The organism is Cryobacterium sp. N22, from assembly GCF_002929555.1.
Lineage (GTDB): Bacteria > Actinomycetota > Actinomycetes > Actinomycetales > Microbacteriaceae > Cryobacterium.
In genome coordinates this window covers 22,088-38,127 of record NZ_PJJP01000036.1, presented here as the reverse complement: position 1 = coordinate 38,127, position 16,040 = coordinate 22,088, and the positions used below count along the sequence as shown (strand labels likewise).

14 protein-coding genes are annotated in these 16,040 nt (G+C 67.9%); 10 read left to right on the top strand and 4 right to left on the bottom strand.

Going from position 1 to position 16,040, the window contains the following annotated elements; translation table 11 throughout:
- Positions 1 to 35 precede the first annotated feature (35 nt).
- Together CXY76_RS11605 and CXY76_RS11600 are read left to right on the top strand one after the other, a co-directional pair.
- Positions 36 to 1,418 carry a MinD/ParA family protein gene (locus CXY76_RS11605; RefSeq protein WP_233199740.1) on the top strand — a complete coding sequence of 461 codons (1,383 nt, stop codon included), beginning with the start codon at positions 36 to 38 and terminating at the stop codon, positions 1,416 to 1,418.
- Between the two features lie 45 nt (positions 1,419 to 1,463).
- Positions 1,464 to 1,955, top strand: a complete 492-nt coding sequence (locus CXY76_RS11600) for a peptide deformylase (RefSeq protein WP_104164629.1) — start codon at positions 1,464 to 1,466, stop codon at positions 1,953 to 1,955.
- Between the two features lie 63 nt (positions 1,956 to 2,018).
- Here the strand turns inward: CXY76_RS11600 and CXY76_RS11595 are convergent, their stop codons facing one another.
- Positions 2,019 to 3,863: a long-chain fatty acid--CoA ligase gene (locus CXY76_RS11595; RefSeq protein WP_104164627.1), complete on the bottom strand. Its 1,845-nt coding sequence runs from the start codon at positions 3,861 to 3,863 to the stop codon at positions 2,019 to 2,021.
- 202 nt (positions 3,864 to 4,065) lie between these two features.
- Here CXY76_RS11595 and CXY76_RS11590 point away from each other — a divergent pair, with 202 nt between their 5' ends.
- The 3 genes from CXY76_RS11590 (at position 4,066) to CXY76_RS11580 (ending at position 7,207) form a co-directional block, all read left to right on the top strand.
- Complete coding sequence (locus tag CXY76_RS11590; protein WP_104164625.1) at positions 4,066 to 5,013, top strand: ROK family glucokinase; 948 nt, start codon at positions 4,066 to 4,068, stop codon at positions 5,011 to 5,013.
- Positions 5,014 to 5,079: 66 nt separating this feature from the next.
- A complete protein-coding gene (locus CXY76_RS11585; RefSeq protein WP_104164623.1) occupies positions 5,080 to 5,769 on the top strand; it encodes a 1-acyl-sn-glycerol-3-phosphate acyltransferase in 690 nt (229 codons plus the stop codon).
- A gap of 94 nt (positions 5,770 to 5,863) precedes the next feature.
- A complete protein-coding gene (locus CXY76_RS11580; protein ID WP_104164621.1) occupies positions 5,864 to 7,207 on the top strand; it encodes a class II 3-deoxy-7-phosphoheptulonate synthase in 1,344 nt (447 codons plus the stop codon).
- A gap of 719 nt (positions 7,208 to 7,926) precedes the next feature.
- Here CXY76_RS11580 and pknB read toward each other — a convergent pair.
- Both pknB and CXY76_RS11570 read right to left on the bottom strand, forming a co-directional pair.
- Positions 7,927 to 9,861, bottom strand: a complete 1,935-nt coding sequence (pknB, locus tag CXY76_RS11575) for a Stk1 family PASTA domain-containing Ser/Thr kinase (RefSeq protein WP_104164618.1) — start codon at positions 9,859 to 9,861, stop codon at positions 7,927 to 7,929.
- Positions 9,862 to 9,952: 91 nt separating this feature from the next.
- Positions 9,953 to 11,293: a LysM peptidoglycan-binding domain-containing protein gene (locus CXY76_RS11570; RefSeq protein WP_233199738.1), complete on the bottom strand. Its 1,341-nt coding sequence runs from the start codon at positions 11,291 to 11,293 to the stop codon at positions 9,953 to 9,955.
- A gap of 209 nt (positions 11,294 to 11,502) precedes the next feature.
- Here CXY76_RS11570 and CXY76_RS11565 point away from each other — a divergent pair, with 209 nt between their 5' ends.
- Complete coding sequence (locus tag CXY76_RS11565) at positions 11,503 to 11,862, top strand: Rv2175c family DNA-binding protein (protein ID WP_104164616.1); 360 nt, start codon at positions 11,503 to 11,505, stop codon at positions 11,860 to 11,862.
- Between the two features lie 63 nt (positions 11,863 to 11,925).
- Here CXY76_RS11565 and CXY76_RS11560 read toward each other — a convergent pair whose 3' ends face one another.
- Positions 11,926 to 13,047: a polyprenyl synthetase family protein gene (locus tag CXY76_RS11560; protein WP_104164614.1), complete on the bottom strand. Its 1,122-nt coding sequence runs from the start codon at positions 13,045 to 13,047 to the stop codon at positions 11,926 to 11,928.
- Between the two features lie 73 nt (positions 13,048 to 13,120).
- Here CXY76_RS11560 and CXY76_RS11555 point away from each other — a divergent pair, with 73 nt between their 5' ends.
- The 4 genes from CXY76_RS11555 (at position 13,121) to CXY76_RS11540 (ending at position 15,982) form a co-directional block, all read left to right on the top strand.
- Complete coding sequence (locus tag CXY76_RS11555) at positions 13,121 to 13,501, top strand: DUF3040 domain-containing protein (protein ID WP_104164612.1); 381 nt, start codon at positions 13,121 to 13,123, stop codon at positions 13,499 to 13,501.
- A 333-nt stretch (positions 13,502 to 13,834) separates the two neighbouring features.
- Positions 13,835 to 14,266 (top strand): division/cell wall cluster transcriptional repressor MraZ, encoded by a 432-nt coding sequence (mraZ, locus tag CXY76_RS11550; RefSeq protein WP_088456053.1) that lies wholly within the window; start codon positions 13,835 to 13,837, stop codon positions 14,264 to 14,266.
- Between the two features lie 136 nt (positions 14,267 to 14,402).
- Entirely contained in the window at positions 14,403 to 15,395 is a 993-nt protein-coding gene (gene rsmH / locus CXY76_RS11545; RefSeq protein ID WP_104164972.1) for a 16S rRNA (cytosine(1402)-N(4))-methyltransferase RsmH, read from the top strand.
- Positions 15,392 to 15,982: a hypothetical protein gene (locus tag CXY76_RS11540; protein ID WP_104164610.1), complete on the top strand. Its 591-nt coding sequence runs from the start codon at positions 15,392 to 15,394 to the stop codon at positions 15,980 to 15,982. The genes rsmH and CXY76_RS11540 overlap by 4 nt, the downstream gene beginning before the upstream one ends.
- Positions 15,983 to 16,040: the final 58 nt, after the last annotated feature.

Genomic DNA, 16,040 nt, shown 5'->3' with positions numbered 1-16,040 from the left:
CCATTCGTGGCCCGCGAAAGAACGAGGAGTCTGCTGTGACAGATCGACGGACAGACGATGCCGAACCGTACGACGAGGGTGACGGTCAGCTGAACCCGGCCCCGGCAGGGGCCGGGACGCCGGTGTCCGGCGCTGCCAGGGCGCGACAGGGTGACGACTACCACAGCGAACTCCCGCCGCACACCTTCGACAATCTGGCCGCCGCCCTGCCGGAGAGCTTCGTCTCGCTCGGCGGTGCCGGCCTGCCCAGGTCCGCTGTCGCGGCCGCCGCCACGCACGACCACGACAGGTCGTCCACCGGCGCGCACCCCGGCACGCACACCATCGAGATCGTCACCCCGCAGCCGGCACGGCCGGCCGCGGCTCCGTTGGGCGCGAGCGGCACCGCAGCGGCAGCGCTGTCCCGACAGACCGGTCCCACGAGCGCCGCAACGGCCAGCCGGCGGGACCGCAGCCGAACGGATGCCGTCGCCCCGGAATCCGCGTCGATGCTCACCTCCGACCGGCTGCTGGAGATCAACCGCAAGACCCGTCGTGCGCCGAACGGTAGCTGGAACCGCTTCGTCTACAACGCCACCTTCCACCTCGTCAACCTGGGCGACTCGGCCGCCGTGCGCGCGCACCAGGCCATGGACGAGCGCATCCAGAAGCAGTTCGAGGGCGGCGCGCGGTTCGTCCCGATCCTCACCCGCAAGGGCGGAGTGGGCAAGACCACCGTCACCGCACTGCTCGGCATGGCCATGGCCGACGCCAGGGAAGACCGGATCATCGCCGTCGACGCCAACCCCGACCGGGGCACCCTGAGCGAACGGGTCTCCAAACAGACCAGGTCGACGGTGCGCGACGTCGTGACCAAGGCGGCCTCCATCGGTGGCTTCACCGACTTCTCGGCACTGGTGTCCCGGGACGAGACCCGGCTGGACATCCTGGCCAGCGACACCGACCCCCTTCTGTCCGAGGCGTTCGACGAGAACGACTACAACGTCGTCGCCGACCTCGCGGCCCGGTTCTACTCCATCGTGTTGACCGACTGCGGCACCGGGATCGTGCACTCGGTCATGCGGGCCACCCTGCAGCGCGCCGATTCCATCGTGATCGTGTCCGGCGGCAGCGTCGACGAGGCCCGGCTGGCCTCCGAAACGCTGACCTGGCTCGAGGCCAATGGCTACGGCGAACTCGTGCGCAACGCCATCGTCGCCCTCAACACCGCGACCCAGGGCACCAACCTGGTCAAGCTCGAGGAGATCGAGTCGCACTTCCGGTCCCGGGTGCGCGAGATCGTGCGGATCCCGTACGACCCGCAGCTGGCCGCCGGCAGTGTGGTGTCCTTCAAGGACCTCAAGCCGATCACCCGGTTGGCCGCGCGCACCCTCGCCGCGCTCGTCGTTGAAGGGTTGCCGGCCGAGCGCCGCGCCTGAAGCCCTCCGTACTCCCCACCCGTTCCATTCTGAAGAGAGCCACCCGTGCCCGAACGCCAGATCCGCCTGCTGGGCGATCCCGTCCTCAAGACCCGCTCAGAGCCGATCGGCACCATCGACGCCAGGGTGCGCAGCCTCGTCGAAGACCTGCTGGACAGCGTGAAGCTGCCGGGCCGGGCCGGCGTGGCCGCCGCCCAGATCGGCGTGAACCTGCGCGCCTTCAGCTACAACATCGACGGGGACATCGGATACATCCTCAACCCGGTTCTGGTGGAGTTGGCGGGGGAGCCGGAACTGGTCGACGAGGGCTGCCTGTCGGTCCCCGGCCTGTGGTACCCGACCAAGCGCTATCCGTTCGCCAGGGTCACCGGCATCGACCTGGCCGGCAACCCCGTCGCTGTCGCCGGCGAGGGGCTGATGGCGCAGGCGCTCCAGCATGAGACCGACCACCTCGACGGGCTGCTCTACCTGGACCGGCTCGACAAGGAGAACCGCCGGGCGGCGATGAAGGAAGTCCGCGAGTCCGACTGGTTCTAGCCCACGCATAAACGAACGAGCTGCCCCGCGGTTGCCGGGCAGCTCGTTCGTCTTTGCGCGCTCTCAGTCCTGGGCGGTCTCCCGCACCGGCACGGCGGCCGTCATCGGATTCGCCCCGTAGAGGTTCTGGATCTCGGCCGCGAAGTCGCGGAGGATGACGTCGCGCTTGATGCTCATCTTCGGGGTGAGATAGCCACCGGCCTCGGTGAGTTCGATCGGCAGCACCACGAACTTGCGGATGGACTCCGCCCTGGACACCGTCTCATTGGCGTGGTCGATGGCCCGCTGCACCTCGGCGAGGACCTTCGGGTGCACCGACGCGTCGATGAGGGACATCCCGGCGTCCTCGTGGTTGTTGTTCAGCCAGACGGGCAGCATCTCGGGGTCGAGGGTGACCAGCGCGGCGATGAACGGCTTCTTGTCGCCGACGACGATGACCTGGCCCACCAGCGGGTTTGACCGGATCGGGTCTTCGAGTGCTGCCGGCGCGACGTTCTTGCCGCCGGCGGTCACGATGATCTCCTTCTTGCGGCCGGTGATCGAGAGGAACCCGTCGTCGTCGAGGGCGCCGATGTCACCGGTCTTCAGCCAGCCGTCGTCGAAGACGGCGGCGGTGGCCTCGGGGTTCTTCCAGTACTCGGTGAAGACGTTGACACCCTTCACCTCGATCTCACCGTCGTCCATCACCCGCACCGAGACGCCGGGCAGCGCCGGACCGACACTGCCGATCTTGGCCTTGGTGGCCAGGTTCACCGTCGCGGGAGCGGTGGTCTCGGTCAGGCCGTAGCCCTCGAGGATGACGATGCCCAGGCTGTGGAAGAAGTGGCCCAGGTGGGCGCCGAGCGGGGCGGAGCCGGAGACGGCGAACTTGACGTTGCCGCCCATCGCGGCGCGCAGCTTGCTGTAGACCAGCCTGTCGAACAGGGCGAACTTGACCTTCATACCCAGCGGGATCCGCTCGCCGGCCTCGACCAGCTTGGAGTGCGCCACGGCGACCTCAGAGGCGGCCTCGAAGATCTTGCCCTTGCCGCCGGCTTCGGCCTTCTGCTCGGCGGAGTTGTAGACCTTCTCGAAGACCCGGGGGACCGCGAGCAGGAAGGTGGGCTTGAAGCTGCCCAGTGACGGGAGCAACTGCCGGGTGTCCGGCTGGTGTCCCACCCGAACGCCGCCGTGCACGCAGAGCACCGCGATGAAGCGGGCGAACACGTGCGCTGTCGTGATGAACAACAGAGTGGATGCGCCGTTCTCGTCGGTGAGAACGGGCTTGAGGGCGATCCCGGCGTTGCGGCTGGTCTCGACGAAGTTGGCGTGGCTGAGCACGCAGCCCTTGGGTCGGCCGGTGGAGCCGGAGGTGTAGATCAGCGTGGCCATGTCGGAGCCGACGGCCAGGCGACGGCGACGCTCGATCTCGGCATCCGGAACGTCGACGCCCCTGGCGGCGAGCTTGTCCAGGTCGCCCAGATCGATCTGCCAGACCGTCTCAACGTCGGGCAGGTCGGGGTGCACCTCGTCGAAGCGGGCGAAGTGGTCAGCGGTTTCCACGATCAACGAGGTCGCACCGGAATCGCTGAGGATCCACTGCACCTGGCTGGGCGAACTCGTCTCGTAGACGGGCACGAGCACGGCGCCGGCGAACCAGACGGCGAAGTCGATCAGCGTCCACTCGTAGCGGGTCTTGCAGGTCAGGCCGATCTTGTCGCCGGGCTGAATACCGGCGGCGACAAAGCCCTTGGCCAGGGCGACGACCTGCGCGTGGAACGCGGCGGTGGTGACCGGAAGCCAGCCGCCGTTCTCGGGGAGGGAGAACAGCACCAATTGTGGGGTCAGGGCGAGACGGTCGACCAACAGGTCGGTGACGTTCGCGTTCGGGTCGGCGGGGACGACGGCGGGCTCATCGAACTGTTTCACGGTAACTCCTTTGGCACCGGACGGGTAAGTGCGACCACTCTAGCCGCTGAATCGACCTGAACTGCGATTCTCCCGGCGGCGTACTCATTTACTACACTCTAGGGGGTGCCTTGCGTGGTCGATCAGGTCGCTGCGTGCCCCGTGCCGTTTTTTGAGCCGACCTGAAGAACTTCCTGTTGCTCCACCAACGAAAGGTGCGCTCGTGCACGCCATTGGGATTGACATCGGCGGAACCAAGATCGCCGGTGCCCTCGTCGACGAATTCGGAACCATCATCAAATCGGATCGTCGACCGACCGACGCCGCGAACCCGCTCGAGATCGAAAACGCGGTCGTGGAGATGATCAAGGATCTCTCCGTCGGCGAAGAGGTCGTGGCCGCCGGCGTCGCCGCCGCCGGGTTCATCGACGCGGCCCAGTCGACCGTGTACTACGCCCCCAACATCAACTGGCGCAACGAACCGATGCGCGAAAAGCTCGAGTCGCGTCTGTCGCTGCCGATCATCGTCGAGAACGACGCCAACGCCGCCGGATGGGCCGAATTCTGCTTCGGCGCCGGCCGCCTGTACAGCGACATGGTCACCCTCACCATCGGCACCGGCGTCGGCGGTGCCATCGTCTCCAACGACCGCCTGTTCCGCGGCGGCTTCGGCGTGGGCGCCGAGCTGGGTCACATGCGCGTCGTGCCGGACGGCCTGCCCTGCGGTTGCGGCGCGCACGGCTGCATCGAACAGTACGGCTCAGGGCGGGCGCTGGCGCGCATCGCCAACGAGTTCGCGGATGCCGGCGGGATCGGCCTGGGGCTGGCCGCCGCTCGTGCCAAGCGCGGCAAGCTCACCGGCAAGGACATCGGCCGGCTGATCCAGGACAGCGACCCCGGCGCCCTCGCGGCGCTGCGCCAGCTGGGCACCTCGCTCGGCCAGGCCTGCGCGAGCCTCGCCGCGGTGCTCGACCCGCAGGTGTTCGTGTTCGGCGGCGGCGTCGCCGCGGCCGGCGAGCAGCTCCTGGAGCCGATCCGCACCGCCTACCTCGCCAACCTGCCCGCCCGCGGCTACCACCCGGAGGCCGAGTTCGCGATCGCGGAACTCGTCAACGACGCCGGCGTCGTCGGCGCCGCCGACCTCGCCCGCCGACACGTGACCGGTGAGTAGGCTGGCTGTGCTGCGTACGACAGCGCTGCACCCCGCCGGCCGGCATCCGCTCACTTAAGGACACCGATGTTCTACTGGTTCATGAAGAATATTGTGGCCGGCCCTCTCCTGCTCGGCCTCTTTCGGCCCTGGGTGATCGGGCTGGACAACATCCCCAAGGAGGGCGGCGTCGTCCTGGCGAGCAACCACCTGTCGTTCATCGACTCGGTGTTCCTGCCGCTCGTCGTACCGCGCCGGGTGGTCTTCCTCGCCAAGAGCGAGTACTTCACCGGCACCGGCCTCAAGGGCTGGGCGACCCGGCAGTTCTTCAAGGCCACCGGCCAGCTGCCCATCGACCGCTCCGGCGGCAAGGCGTCGGAGGACTCGCTGAACACCGGCCTCGCCGTGCTGAACGGCGGGGGAGCGCTCGGCATCTATCCCGAGGGCACCCGCAGCCCGGACGCCCGCATGTACCGGGGCCGCACGGGTGTGGCCCGGATGGTGCTGGAGGCCGGCGTCCCCGTCGTGCCCGTGGCCATGATCGACACCGAGAAGGCCATGCCCACCGGCACCCGCATCCCCAAGGTGCGCCGGATCGGCATCGTCATCGGTGAGCCGCTGGACTTCAGCCGGTTCGAGGGAATGGAGGGGGACAGGTTCGTGTTGCGCTCCGTGACGGACGAGCTGATGTACGAACTGCGCCGCCTCAGCACCCAGGAGTACGTCGACGTGTACGCCACCAGTGTCAAAGAGAAGCGCGCCAGCCTTTCACGCTAGGCTCGAATATCGTTCATCCCAGACCCGCGCTCGTGCGGGCCGCTTTAGAGAAAACAGGCTCAGTCCCGTGGTAGACCCCACCGAACCGGTTGTAATGGCAGACAAATCTGTGATCGCCGGACTGGACTATTGGCGCACCCTTCCCATCAAGCAGCAGCCGGCCTGGCCGGATGCCGATGCCGTCGCGGCCGCCTCCGCCGAGCTGGCCACCCAGCCGCCGCTGGTCTTCGCCGGTGAGGTCGACATCCTGCGCGACCGCCTGGCCGAGGCCGCCCGCGGCGAGGCCTTCCTGCTGCAGGGCGGCGACTGCGCCGAGACCTTCAGCGGCGCCACCGCGGAGCAGATCCGCAACCGCGTGAAGACCGTGCTGCAGATGGCCGTCGTGCTCACCTACGGCGCCTCCATGCCTGTGGTGAAGATGGGCCGCATGGCCGGCCAATTCGCCAAGCCCCGCTCCAGCGACTTCGAGACCCGCGGCGGCGTCACCCTGCCGGCCTACCGCGGCGACATCGTCAACGGTTACGACTTCACCCCGGAGTCCCGCGAGGCCGACCCCGACCGGCTGGTGAAGGCGTACCACACGAGCGCATCCACCCTCAATCTCATTCGCGCCTTCACCCAGGGCGGCTTCGCGGACCTCCGCCAGGTGCACAGCTGGAACCAGGGCTTCGCCAAGAACCCGGCCAACCAGCGCTACGAGGGCCTGGCCAAGGACATCGACCGCGCCATCAAGTTCATGATCGCCTGCGGGGCCGACTTCGAGGCCATGCGGCGCACGGAGTTCTACACCAGCCACGAGGGCCTGCTGATGGACTACGAGCGCCCCATGACGCGCATCGACTCCCGCACCGGCACGCCGTACAACACCTCGGCGCACTTCGTCTGGATCGGCGAACGCACCCGGGAGATCGACGGCGCCCACGTGGACTTCCTGTCCCGCGTGCGCAACCCGATCGGCGTCAAGCTCGGCCCGAGCACCTCGATCGACGACATGCTGCGCCTGATCGACAAGCTCGACCCCAACCGCGAGCCCGGCCGTCTGACCTTCATCACCCGGATGGGCGCCGGCAAGATCCGCGACGCCCTGCCGCCGCTGCTCGAGGCGATCAAGGCCAGCGACGCCATGCCGCTCTGGGTCACCGACCCTATGCACGGCAACGGCGTCACCACGCCCACCGGCTACAAGACGCGTCGTTTCGACGACGTGGTCGACGAGGTCAAGGGCTTCTTCGAGGCGCACCGCTCCGTCGGCACGCACCCCGGCGGCATCCACGTGGAACTCACCGGTGACGACGTCACCGAATGCCTCGGTGGCTCTGAGCACATCGACGAGGCCGCCCTGGCGACCCGGTACGAGTCGCTCTGCGACCCGCGGCTCAACCACATGCAGTCGCTCGAACTGGCGTTCCTGGTGGCCGAAGAGCTCGCCGTCCGCTAGCCCAACGCGCGCGGTGCGAACCGCACGACCCGCACCACCCAGTTGCCCCGTTCCGGACGAGCTGCTCCCTAAACCGGAGCAACTCGTCCGCAACGGGGCATCTCGCGTCTGGCGCCCTCGCGCATCCCGCGAACCGTGAGAAAAGCACCAGGACGCGCGAGTTTTCGGGGCTTAACTCACAGTTCGCGGAAGGAACGGCGCGCCTGCCGACGCCGCGACGGGCTTGACCGACGAGGACGGTCTCAACGTGCGGCGGCCTCTAGAACGTCCCCGCTCGTTAATCGAGCGTGTCGAGACCCCGCGACGTACCAGTGTGTTGTGCCCCGCCCGTCGGTCGAGCGTGTGGCGTCGCCGCGCACCCGCGCCACCCAGTTGCCCTGTTGCGGACGAGCTGCTACCTGAGACCGGAGCAACTCGTCCGGAACGTGGGGTCTCGCGTCGGGCGGGTGCGCTGGTCGAGCTTGTCGACGCTGTGCAGCGATTGTCAAGGTAGACCCCGACGTGCTGCCGGATCGTTTCCCCGTCCGCTGGTCGAGCTTGTCGAGACCCAACGACCTGCCTACGGATCGTGCCCCGCCCGCAGGTCGAGTAAGTGGCGTGCCCTATGGCAGCGCTGGTGAGCGTCTTGCGAGGTCTCGACAGGCTCGACCAACGACGTTGGTCCGTCCCCAGCGTGGCGAACGATGGAGCTCCCAGTGTTTGCGGGATGTCGGGCTGGGCTAGAAACTCACGCTAACTTTGGTGCCCTTGGGGTGAGTCGTCCCCTCGCCGGGGTCCACAGCAGAGACCCTGACCAGACCAGGCGCAAGATTCGCCAAGAGGTCATACTCAGGCTTAAATCCGGCTTCCTCGAGAATAGGTCGTGCCTCGGACCATGTCAGGCCAATGACCTTTGGCACCGGAACGGGCTCGGGGCCGCGGGACACCGTGAGGATGAGTGTGGAGCCGGCCCGGATCGGGCCCTCCTCGGCGGCGGCCACCGAGATGACGTCGCCCTCCGCGATGGTGTCGCTGTAGGTTTCCTCGCCCGAGGTGGCGACGAGGCCCTTGTCTTCGAGGATGCCGATGGCGTCGTCGAGAGACTCGCCGCCGACGTCGGGGATGGCTCCGAGTGACACCACGAGGTTGACCTTGAGTCCCTCGAAGTAGTCACCGCCCGCGGAGACATCGCCGCCGTCGCTCTCCCGGCTGGCCGAGATCACCAGGCCCTCCTCGACGTCGCCGCTGAAGATCTCGTCGATGGCCCCGGGAACGGCCTTCGCCTCGGCGATGGCCGAGGACGCGGCATCCGCGCTGAGACCCGCCAGCGGCGGCAGCGTGATCGGTGCGGGTCCCTGTGAGACGTTGAGGGTGACCGTGCTGCCCTTGGGCACCCGGGCCCCGTCGCCGGGGTCGGTGCCGACGATCAGCCCGGCCGGGATCGTGGTGCTGTATTCGGTGCCCTGCGCGGCGACGAGGCCGAGCTCTTCGAGCGTCGCCGTGGCCTCTTCCGGGCTCGTCGACACCAGGGACGGAACCTGGATCTCCGAACCCGGACCGGCACCGAAGTACCAGCCGGCGGTTCCGGCCAGGGCGGCGAGAAACACGATCAGGGCGAACAACCAGTACCCACGGCGGCGGCGCTTTGTGGCGCTGCCCGCGAGTTGAGCGGTGTTGTCGGGCTCGTCGTGGTCGCCGGCCGGTGCGGGTGCGCCGGCGGTGGCGACGGCCAACGGGCTCCGGCCGAGAATTTGGGTTTCGGCGTCGGCCGATTCGGCCGCAATGCCCCGGGGGAGCACCATGGTCGCCTGCATGGCGGTCTCGCCGGGGGGTCGCACGAGTTTTTCCACGTCGAGCAGCTGGTCGAGCATCACCCTGGCGTCGCGGGGGCGCTCCTCAGGGTCGCGGGCCGTGGCCCAGAGCACGAGTTCGTCGAGCTCGGTGGGAACGCCGGGCGCGACCAGGCTGGGCATCGGCACGGTGTCGTTGGCGTGCTGGTAGGCCACCTGCATGGGAGCCTCACCGACGTACGGCTGCTCGCCCGTGAGCATCTCGTAGGTCATGATCCCCAGCGCGTAGATGTCGCTGCGGGCGTCGGCGACGCCGCGGGTGACGAGTTCGGGGGAGAGGTAGGCCACGGTGCCCAGCAGCGCCTGACCGGTGGCGGTGTTGTTGTTCACGGCGCGGGCGAGCCCGAAGTCGCCGATCTTGATGCGACCGTCGTCGGCCAGCAACACGTTCTCCGGCTTGACGTCCCGGTGCACGATCCCGGCCTTGTGCGCGGCAGCGAGACCGGAGAGCACCGCCTCGAGGATGTCCATGGTCTGCTCGGGCGTGAGCCGGCCGTAGTCCTTGAGCAGGTCCCGCAGGGTGATGCCGGGCAGGTGCTCCATCACCAGGTAGGCGATATCGGCATCCTGGCCCTGGTCGAACACGTTCACCACGTTGGGGTGGGCCAGTCGGGCCGCGGAGCGGGCCTCCTGAATGAAGCGGCTGCGGAACGCATTGTCGTCGGCCAGGTGGCCGTGCATGATCTTGATCGCCACCCGGCGCTCGAGGCGCAGGTCGGTGGCGAGGTACACGGTGGCCATACCGCCGCGGGCGATCCGGGAGCGCACCTGATACCGGCCGTCGATGAGACGGCCGATCATGGGGTCTGTGGGGCTTTCGGTCACCCGACGAGTCTACGGAAAAGTCGGGCGTTCCTCTGGACCGCCCGCAGCGCGGCGGGACACGATTCGGTCACTGACACCCCAAACCCGGGTTTCAGCCGAGGTCGGCGAGCCAACTGCGGGCGGAAGCCTCCCAGTTGGCGTACAGGTCGGGGTGCCCGGAAAGCTGCACGGCCTGGGCAGCCTGAGTCACCGTCATGGCCTCCCAGCCCGTGATGTCCAGCAGCCCGCGGGTGACGCCGGGGTTCGGGTTCACCGATCCGCCGAAGAAGGCCCGGATGGCCCGCTCAGCGTTCATGACCTGCTCCTCGGTTCCCCAGCCTGAACTGGGGCGCTGCTGGAAGAGGCCGAGCGAGTCGCGGTCGCCGTAGTCGATGTTGCGCATGCCCGATTCCTGTGCGGCGGCGGCCAGGGCCACGACCAGGGCGGCGTCACTGGCGCCGGCGTCCCGGCCGATGGAGATGATGAGGCGGGCGTTGGCGGCCATGTCCGCGGTGAGCGGAGTGACGGTTCCGCGGGCCGGAGCGGGCGTGATCACCACGGCGGGCACCGCGTTCAGGACCGGTGCGGTGCTTGCCGATGCGGAGCCGGTGGCTTCGGGAGCGGGGAGGGCCAGCACCTGGCCGGGGTAGATGATGCTCGAGTAGCCCAGGCCGTTGGCTTCCAGGATCGACTGCACCGAGACACCGGCGCCGGTGGCGACCTTGTCCACGGTGTCGCCGGCTACCACGGTGTGGCTGCCGGGCGTCGAAGCCGTGACCGTCGCCGCGGCGACCGTCGCGACGGCGGCAGCGGGGGAGGCGGCGGAGCCGGAGGCGGGCAACACGATGACCTGGCCGGGGAAGATGATGCTGTTGCGGCCGAGGCCGTTCACGCTGAACAGGGCGTCGGTGGGCACCCCGTGGGCGGCTGCGACGCCGCTGAGGGTGTCGCCGGACGCGATGGTGTACCTGGTGAGTTCGGTCGCGACGGAGGCCGGGGTCGCGGCGACAGCGATCGGTGCCGTCGACAGGGTGAGAACCTGGCCGGGGAAGATCACGGCGGACCAGCCGAGACCGTTCAGGGCCAGGACCGATGCCGTCGACAGGCCGAACTTGCCGGCGATGGCGCTGATGGTGTCACCGTCGACGACGGTGTACTGGCTGGGCGCGGGCGTCGCCGCGGCCGGCTGCACGGCCTGCACCGGCTTGACGGCGACCTGCGGCAGTGTGGTGCGGCTCTTCAGCGGCTTCTTGAGCGCGGTGGCCGCCTGGGCCGGCGACGCCAGGTTGAGCACGATCGCGAGCGTGCTCACCACAACGAGGGGGATGCTGGCGAAGGCGCCGATGGACCGACGCATGCCGGTCGGCGCCGGGCTGTGCCGCGCTGAGCTCGTCTCGACGGGGGAGTCCGGTCGGACCGTGCCCGTTTCGATCTTGCTGGCTCTAACCGACATGACGCTCCGCTCGTTGACTGCTCGTCGACAACTATCTCCGTGAGAGCTGACGTGTCCTCAACGCTGACACAGATGGAATGCCGAGTCAATTAACCACGCGGGTACGCCCCAGGAAGTCTGGCGAATTGGCGAAAAAGGCCGCTCAGCCCGGCCAATCGGCCGCGCCAGGGGGGTTTGTCGGCGATGACGAATCATGGGAAGATTGACGGGTGACCGATTCGTCTTCTGTTCAAACATCCGCGTCCAACTCAGACTGGCTCGCCATTCCCGACCTCGTAGAGGTCCTCGGCATCAGCCACAGCCGTGTCCGGCAGCTCATCGAGGACAAGCACCTGCTGGCCGTCCGCCGCGACGGCAAGGTCAGCGTGCCGGCGTCCTTCATCCGTGACGGCGCGCCGGTCGGCGAACTTCGCGGCACCCTGATCGTGCTCGCCGACGACGGCTTCACCGACGACCAGGCCATGGAGTGGCTGCTCGAGGTGGACGACAGCCTCGGAGTTCCCCCGATCGACGCACTTCTCGCCGGCCGCAAGGCCGAGGTGCGTCGCGTCGCTCAGGCCCTGGCCTGATCGAACTCTGACCGACAACGCGACGCGCCGCTGAGGACGCAAGAACATGCGCCGCCGAGCACGCTAGAACACGCGCCGCGTCACCGTCCCGGCGAAGTCGGTCAGCTCTGCCGAGACCCCGGCCGCCACATCCGAACCGTCCAGTACCGCCAACGCCTGACCGACGTTCTGCTGGATAAGGGTCTCCACCCTGTCGACGGCTCCGCTGTCCACGATGATCTGTTGCAGCGACGAGATCTGATCCGGGGTCAGGTCCGGCCGGCCGAGCAGCCTGTCGACGGTGTGCCGCGAGGACGTGTCGAGGCGCTCCCTGGCCAGCGCGATCAAGACGGTGCGCTTGCCCTCCCGCAGATCGTCCCCGCTGGGCTTTCCGGTCACGGCGGCGTCCCCGAAGACGCCGAGCAGGTCGTCCCGCAGCTGATAGGCGATGCCGAGCGGCAGGCCGAACGCGCGCAGGGTGTCCAGCTGGTCGTCGGTGGCTCCCGCGAGCGCGGCGCCGATCACGAGCGGGGCCTGAACGCTGTACTTCGCCGACTTGAAGATGATCACCCGAACGGCGCGGTCGAGGAGTTCGGCCTCCGGCTGGGTGAGCCAGGCGCGTTCCTCGAGGATGTCCAGGTATTGGCCGGCCGTGACCTCGGTGCGCATGAGGTTGAACTCACGGCGGGCCCGGCGGGCGCTGGCCCGGTCGGGGGCGTCGTCGAGTCCCTCGTCGAGAAGCTCGTCGCTCCAGCCCAGCAGGAGGTCGCCGAGCAGGATCGCCGAGGCCCGGCCGAAGTCGCCGGGGCTGCCCGCCCACCCTTCAGCGCCGTGCAGGCTCTCGAAGCGGCGGTGAGCGGATGGCGCACCGCGGCGGGTGTCGGAATTGTCGATGATGTCATCGTGCACGAGAGCCGCGGCGTGGAAAACCTCCAACGCCGAGGCGACGGACACGATGCCGGCGTTCTCGCCGGGGCGGCCGGCGGAAGGGCCCGCTGCGGGGTGTCCGGGGGAGGCCGGAACGCTCTGCCAGCCGAGGTGCGCGAACTGGGCCCGGAAGCGCTTTCCGCCGCTGAGAAACTGCCGTGAGAAGTCGACCAGCACAGCCAGGTCGCTACTGATGGTCGTCACAATTGACTCACGCGTATTGATGAATTCGTCGATGCGAGAATGAACCAGATCGACCAGTCGAGTGCTTTGGGTCACCTGCCTAGCCTAGCCATCTCAGCGGGACTAGAATTAGGGTCTAATCCGCTCGATCCCCAATTGGAGGAATGAGATGCCGCTTTCAGAACAAGAGCAGCGACTCCTCGAAGAGATGGAGCGCAGTCTCTATCACAACGATGCCGAATTCGTGGCGAGCGTTGGAGGCACCCGCCTTCGCCCCAACTACCGTTCAATTGTGCTCGGAGTACTCGCCGGCGTCGTCGGGATAGCGACTCTTGTCGCCGGTGTCGCGGTGCAACAGCTGTGGCTGGGCATCGTCGGATTCATCATCATGTTCGGTGGTGTGCTCCTGGCCATCACACCTGGCCGCACGGCTCGGGCGACGAGGCCGTCGCCTGGGCAGTCCCGCCGTCCGGCTCAGGCACGCAGCCAGCAGGGCTTCATGGACAAGCTCAACGATCGCTGGGACCGCCGACAGGACGGCCAGCAGTAACCCAGTAACCAGCAACCAGTAACGCCCGCCCTCACCCAGACGGCGGGCGTTCTGCATTGGCCCCGCCGTTCGTCCCCCCGCCACCCCCAGCCCTCCCTTTTCGCCCACTTCGTGTCACCCCGCAGGACCGGCCACCAGGTCGGTCCTTTTTTGCGCCCGAAACATCCCCACGGGCCCCAAAATGTGGGATTTTCCTCCACCCTGTGATTCCCAGTGTTTCCAGGGAATAATTGGGCAAGTTCGCAGCAATATCGCGCGTTTTCCAGACGCGGTGGTTGATAGTGGAGTAAAGTGGAGCAACACCTGACCTTGGCCGGAAGAGAGGGGTGATGAATGTTCCTCGGGACCTATGCCCCCAAGCTCGACGAAAAAGGACGCGTCATCCTGCCGGCCAAGTTCCGCGAGGAACTCTCGACCGGCATCGTCATGACGCGCGGCCAGGAACGGTGCCTGTACGTCTTCACCTCGCGTGATTTCGATGAGGTGCACGAAAAGATCCGCCAGGCGCCCATCACGAGCAAGGAGGGGCGCGACTTCTTTCGTGTCTTCCTGTCCGGAGCCAGCGCCGAAACCCCCGACAAGCAGAACCGGGTGACCATCCCCGCCAACCTCAGGGCCTACGCGGGCCTGGGCCGCGACCTCACGGTGATCGGCGTGGGCAACCGCGTGGAGATCTGGGACACCGAGGTGTGGGACCTCTACCTCATCGAGCAGGAAGCCTCGTTCGCCAACATCACGGAGGAGGTGATTCCGGGACTCTTCTAGCTCCTGGTGCCCGACTCCCAGCCGTCGCCCTCCTGACACACTTCCCCGGTGCCAGGCGGAACGGATGGGGATCGGGCCTCAGGATCCGGCCCCGGTAGCTATGAACAACAACAACAACAACGACACGAACAACGAGATGAACAGCGACAAAACCCCCGCCGCCCCGGTCGAACGACCGCAGCTCAGCGAGATCCACACCCCGGTGCTGCTCGAGCGCAGCATCGAACTGCTCGGCCCGGTCCTGGCCGCGCCCGGCGCGATCCTCGTGGACGCCACCCTCGGCATGGGCGGTCACGCCGAAGCCATGCTGACCCGGTTCCCCGGTCTCACCCTGGTGGGCCTGGACCGCGACCTCGACGCGCTGGCCATCGCCGAGGAACGCCTCAAGCCGTTCCGGGACCGCATCCACCTCGTACACACCGTTTATGACGGCATCCTCGACGCGCTGGCCGGCCTCGGCATCAGCGAGGTGCAGGGCATCCTCTTCGACCTCGGCGTCTCCAGCATGCAGCTCGACCAGGTCGAGCGCGGCTTCTCCTACTCCAAGGATGCGCCGCTGGACATGCGCATGGACAGCACGTCGCCGCTCACCGCCGAGCGCATTCTCGCCGACTACAGCGAGTCCGAGCTGCGCCGCATCTTCCAGGAGTACGGCGAAGAGAAACTCGCCGGCCGCTACGCCAAGGCGATCGTGGACGCCAGGGCGACGACCCCCTTCGTGCGCTCCGCCCAGCTTGTCGAGGTCATCACCAAGGTCACTCCGGTTGCCGTGCAGCGCATGGGTCACCCCGCCAAGCGGGTTTTCCAGGCGCTCCGCATCGAGGTCAACCAGGAACTGGCCGTCCTCGAACGCGCCATCCCCGCCGCGATGGAGGCGGTGGCCGTCGGCGGCCGCATCGTCTCGATGGCCTACCAATCCCTCGAAGACCGCATCGTCAAGCGGATGTTCGCCGCCGCGTCGCAGTCGAGCGCCCCTGCCGGCCTCCCCGTGGAGCTCCCGGAACACAAACCGCTGTTCACCCTGCTGATCCGGGGCGCCGAACTGGCGTCCGAGGATGAAAAAGCCATCAACCCCCGTGCAACATCGGTTCGCCTGCGTGCCGCCGAACGACTAAGGAGAGCCGAATGAGCGACAACCTGGCCCGGGTGCTGACCACAGAGACACTGCGCCCCGAATTCACCGAGCGCACCGGCGCCGACGAACGCCGCCACATCGAGATCGTGAGCCCCAGCACTCACACGCGTCCTCGCGTCGTCTACGCGCTGTCGGCGGTCGCCTGCGTGGGTGCCGTCATCGTGGCGCAGCTGTTGCTGAGCGTGGGGATCTCTCAGGGCGCCTATGAGATCTCGGCCCTGCGCGCCAGCCAGGTCGAACTCGGCCGCACCGCCGACAGCGTCAGCGAAGATCTCATCCGGGTGTCCTCGCCGCAGAGCCTCGCAGCCAACGCCGAGGCACTCGGCATGGTCAGCAACTCCACCCCGGCCTACCTCCAGCTCTCCGACGGTGCCGTCCTCGGCGCACCGACCTCGGCCAGCGGTGGAGCGGCCGGCGCCGCCGGCCTCGTTCCCAACGCCCTGCTCGCGGGGGTTCCCCTGGTCACCCAGCTGCCCGCCGGCGGCCAGGGAACCAGCGTCGCGTCCGGCGCGCCTGCCGCCGGAACCGCCCCCGCGGCGGTTACGGTAGCCGACGGCCTGCCGTCGCCGACCACTCGATAAACCGGTTACGGCGGCCGACGGCCTGCCGTCGACGACAACTCGATAAATACGGCATAGT

What these genes read in the sequence shown, in the direction of transcription:
- CXY76_RS11585 (WP_104164623.1), top strand. Translation starts at nt 5,080, where the DNA reads ATGTTCTACTGGTTCATGAAGAATATTGTGGCCGGCCCTCTCCTGCTC.
- CXY76_RS11580 (WP_104164621.1), top strand. Translation starts at nt 5,864, where the DNA reads ATGGCAGACAAATCTGTGATCGCCGGACTGGACTATTGGCGCACCCTT.
- CXY76_RS11570 (WP_233199738.1), bottom strand. Translation starts at nt 11,293, where the DNA reads ATGTCGGTTAGAGCCAGCAAGATCGAAACGGGCACGGTCCGACCGGAC.
- CXY76_RS11555 (WP_104164612.1), top strand. Translation starts at nt 13,121, where the DNA reads ATGCCGCTTTCAGAACAAGAGCAGCGACTCCTCGAAGAGATGGAGCGC.
- mraZ (WP_088456053.1), top strand. Translation starts at nt 13,835, where the DNA reads ATGTTCCTCGGGACCTATGCCCCCAAGCTCGACGAAAAAGGACGCGTC.
- rsmH (WP_104164972.1), top strand. Translation starts at nt 14,403, where the DNA reads ATGAACAGCGACAAAACCCCCGCCGCCCCGGTCGAACGACCGCAGCTC.
- CXY76_RS11540 (WP_104164610.1), top strand. Translation starts at nt 15,392, where the DNA reads ATGAGCGACAACCTGGCCCGGGTGCTGACCACAGAGACACTGCGCCCC.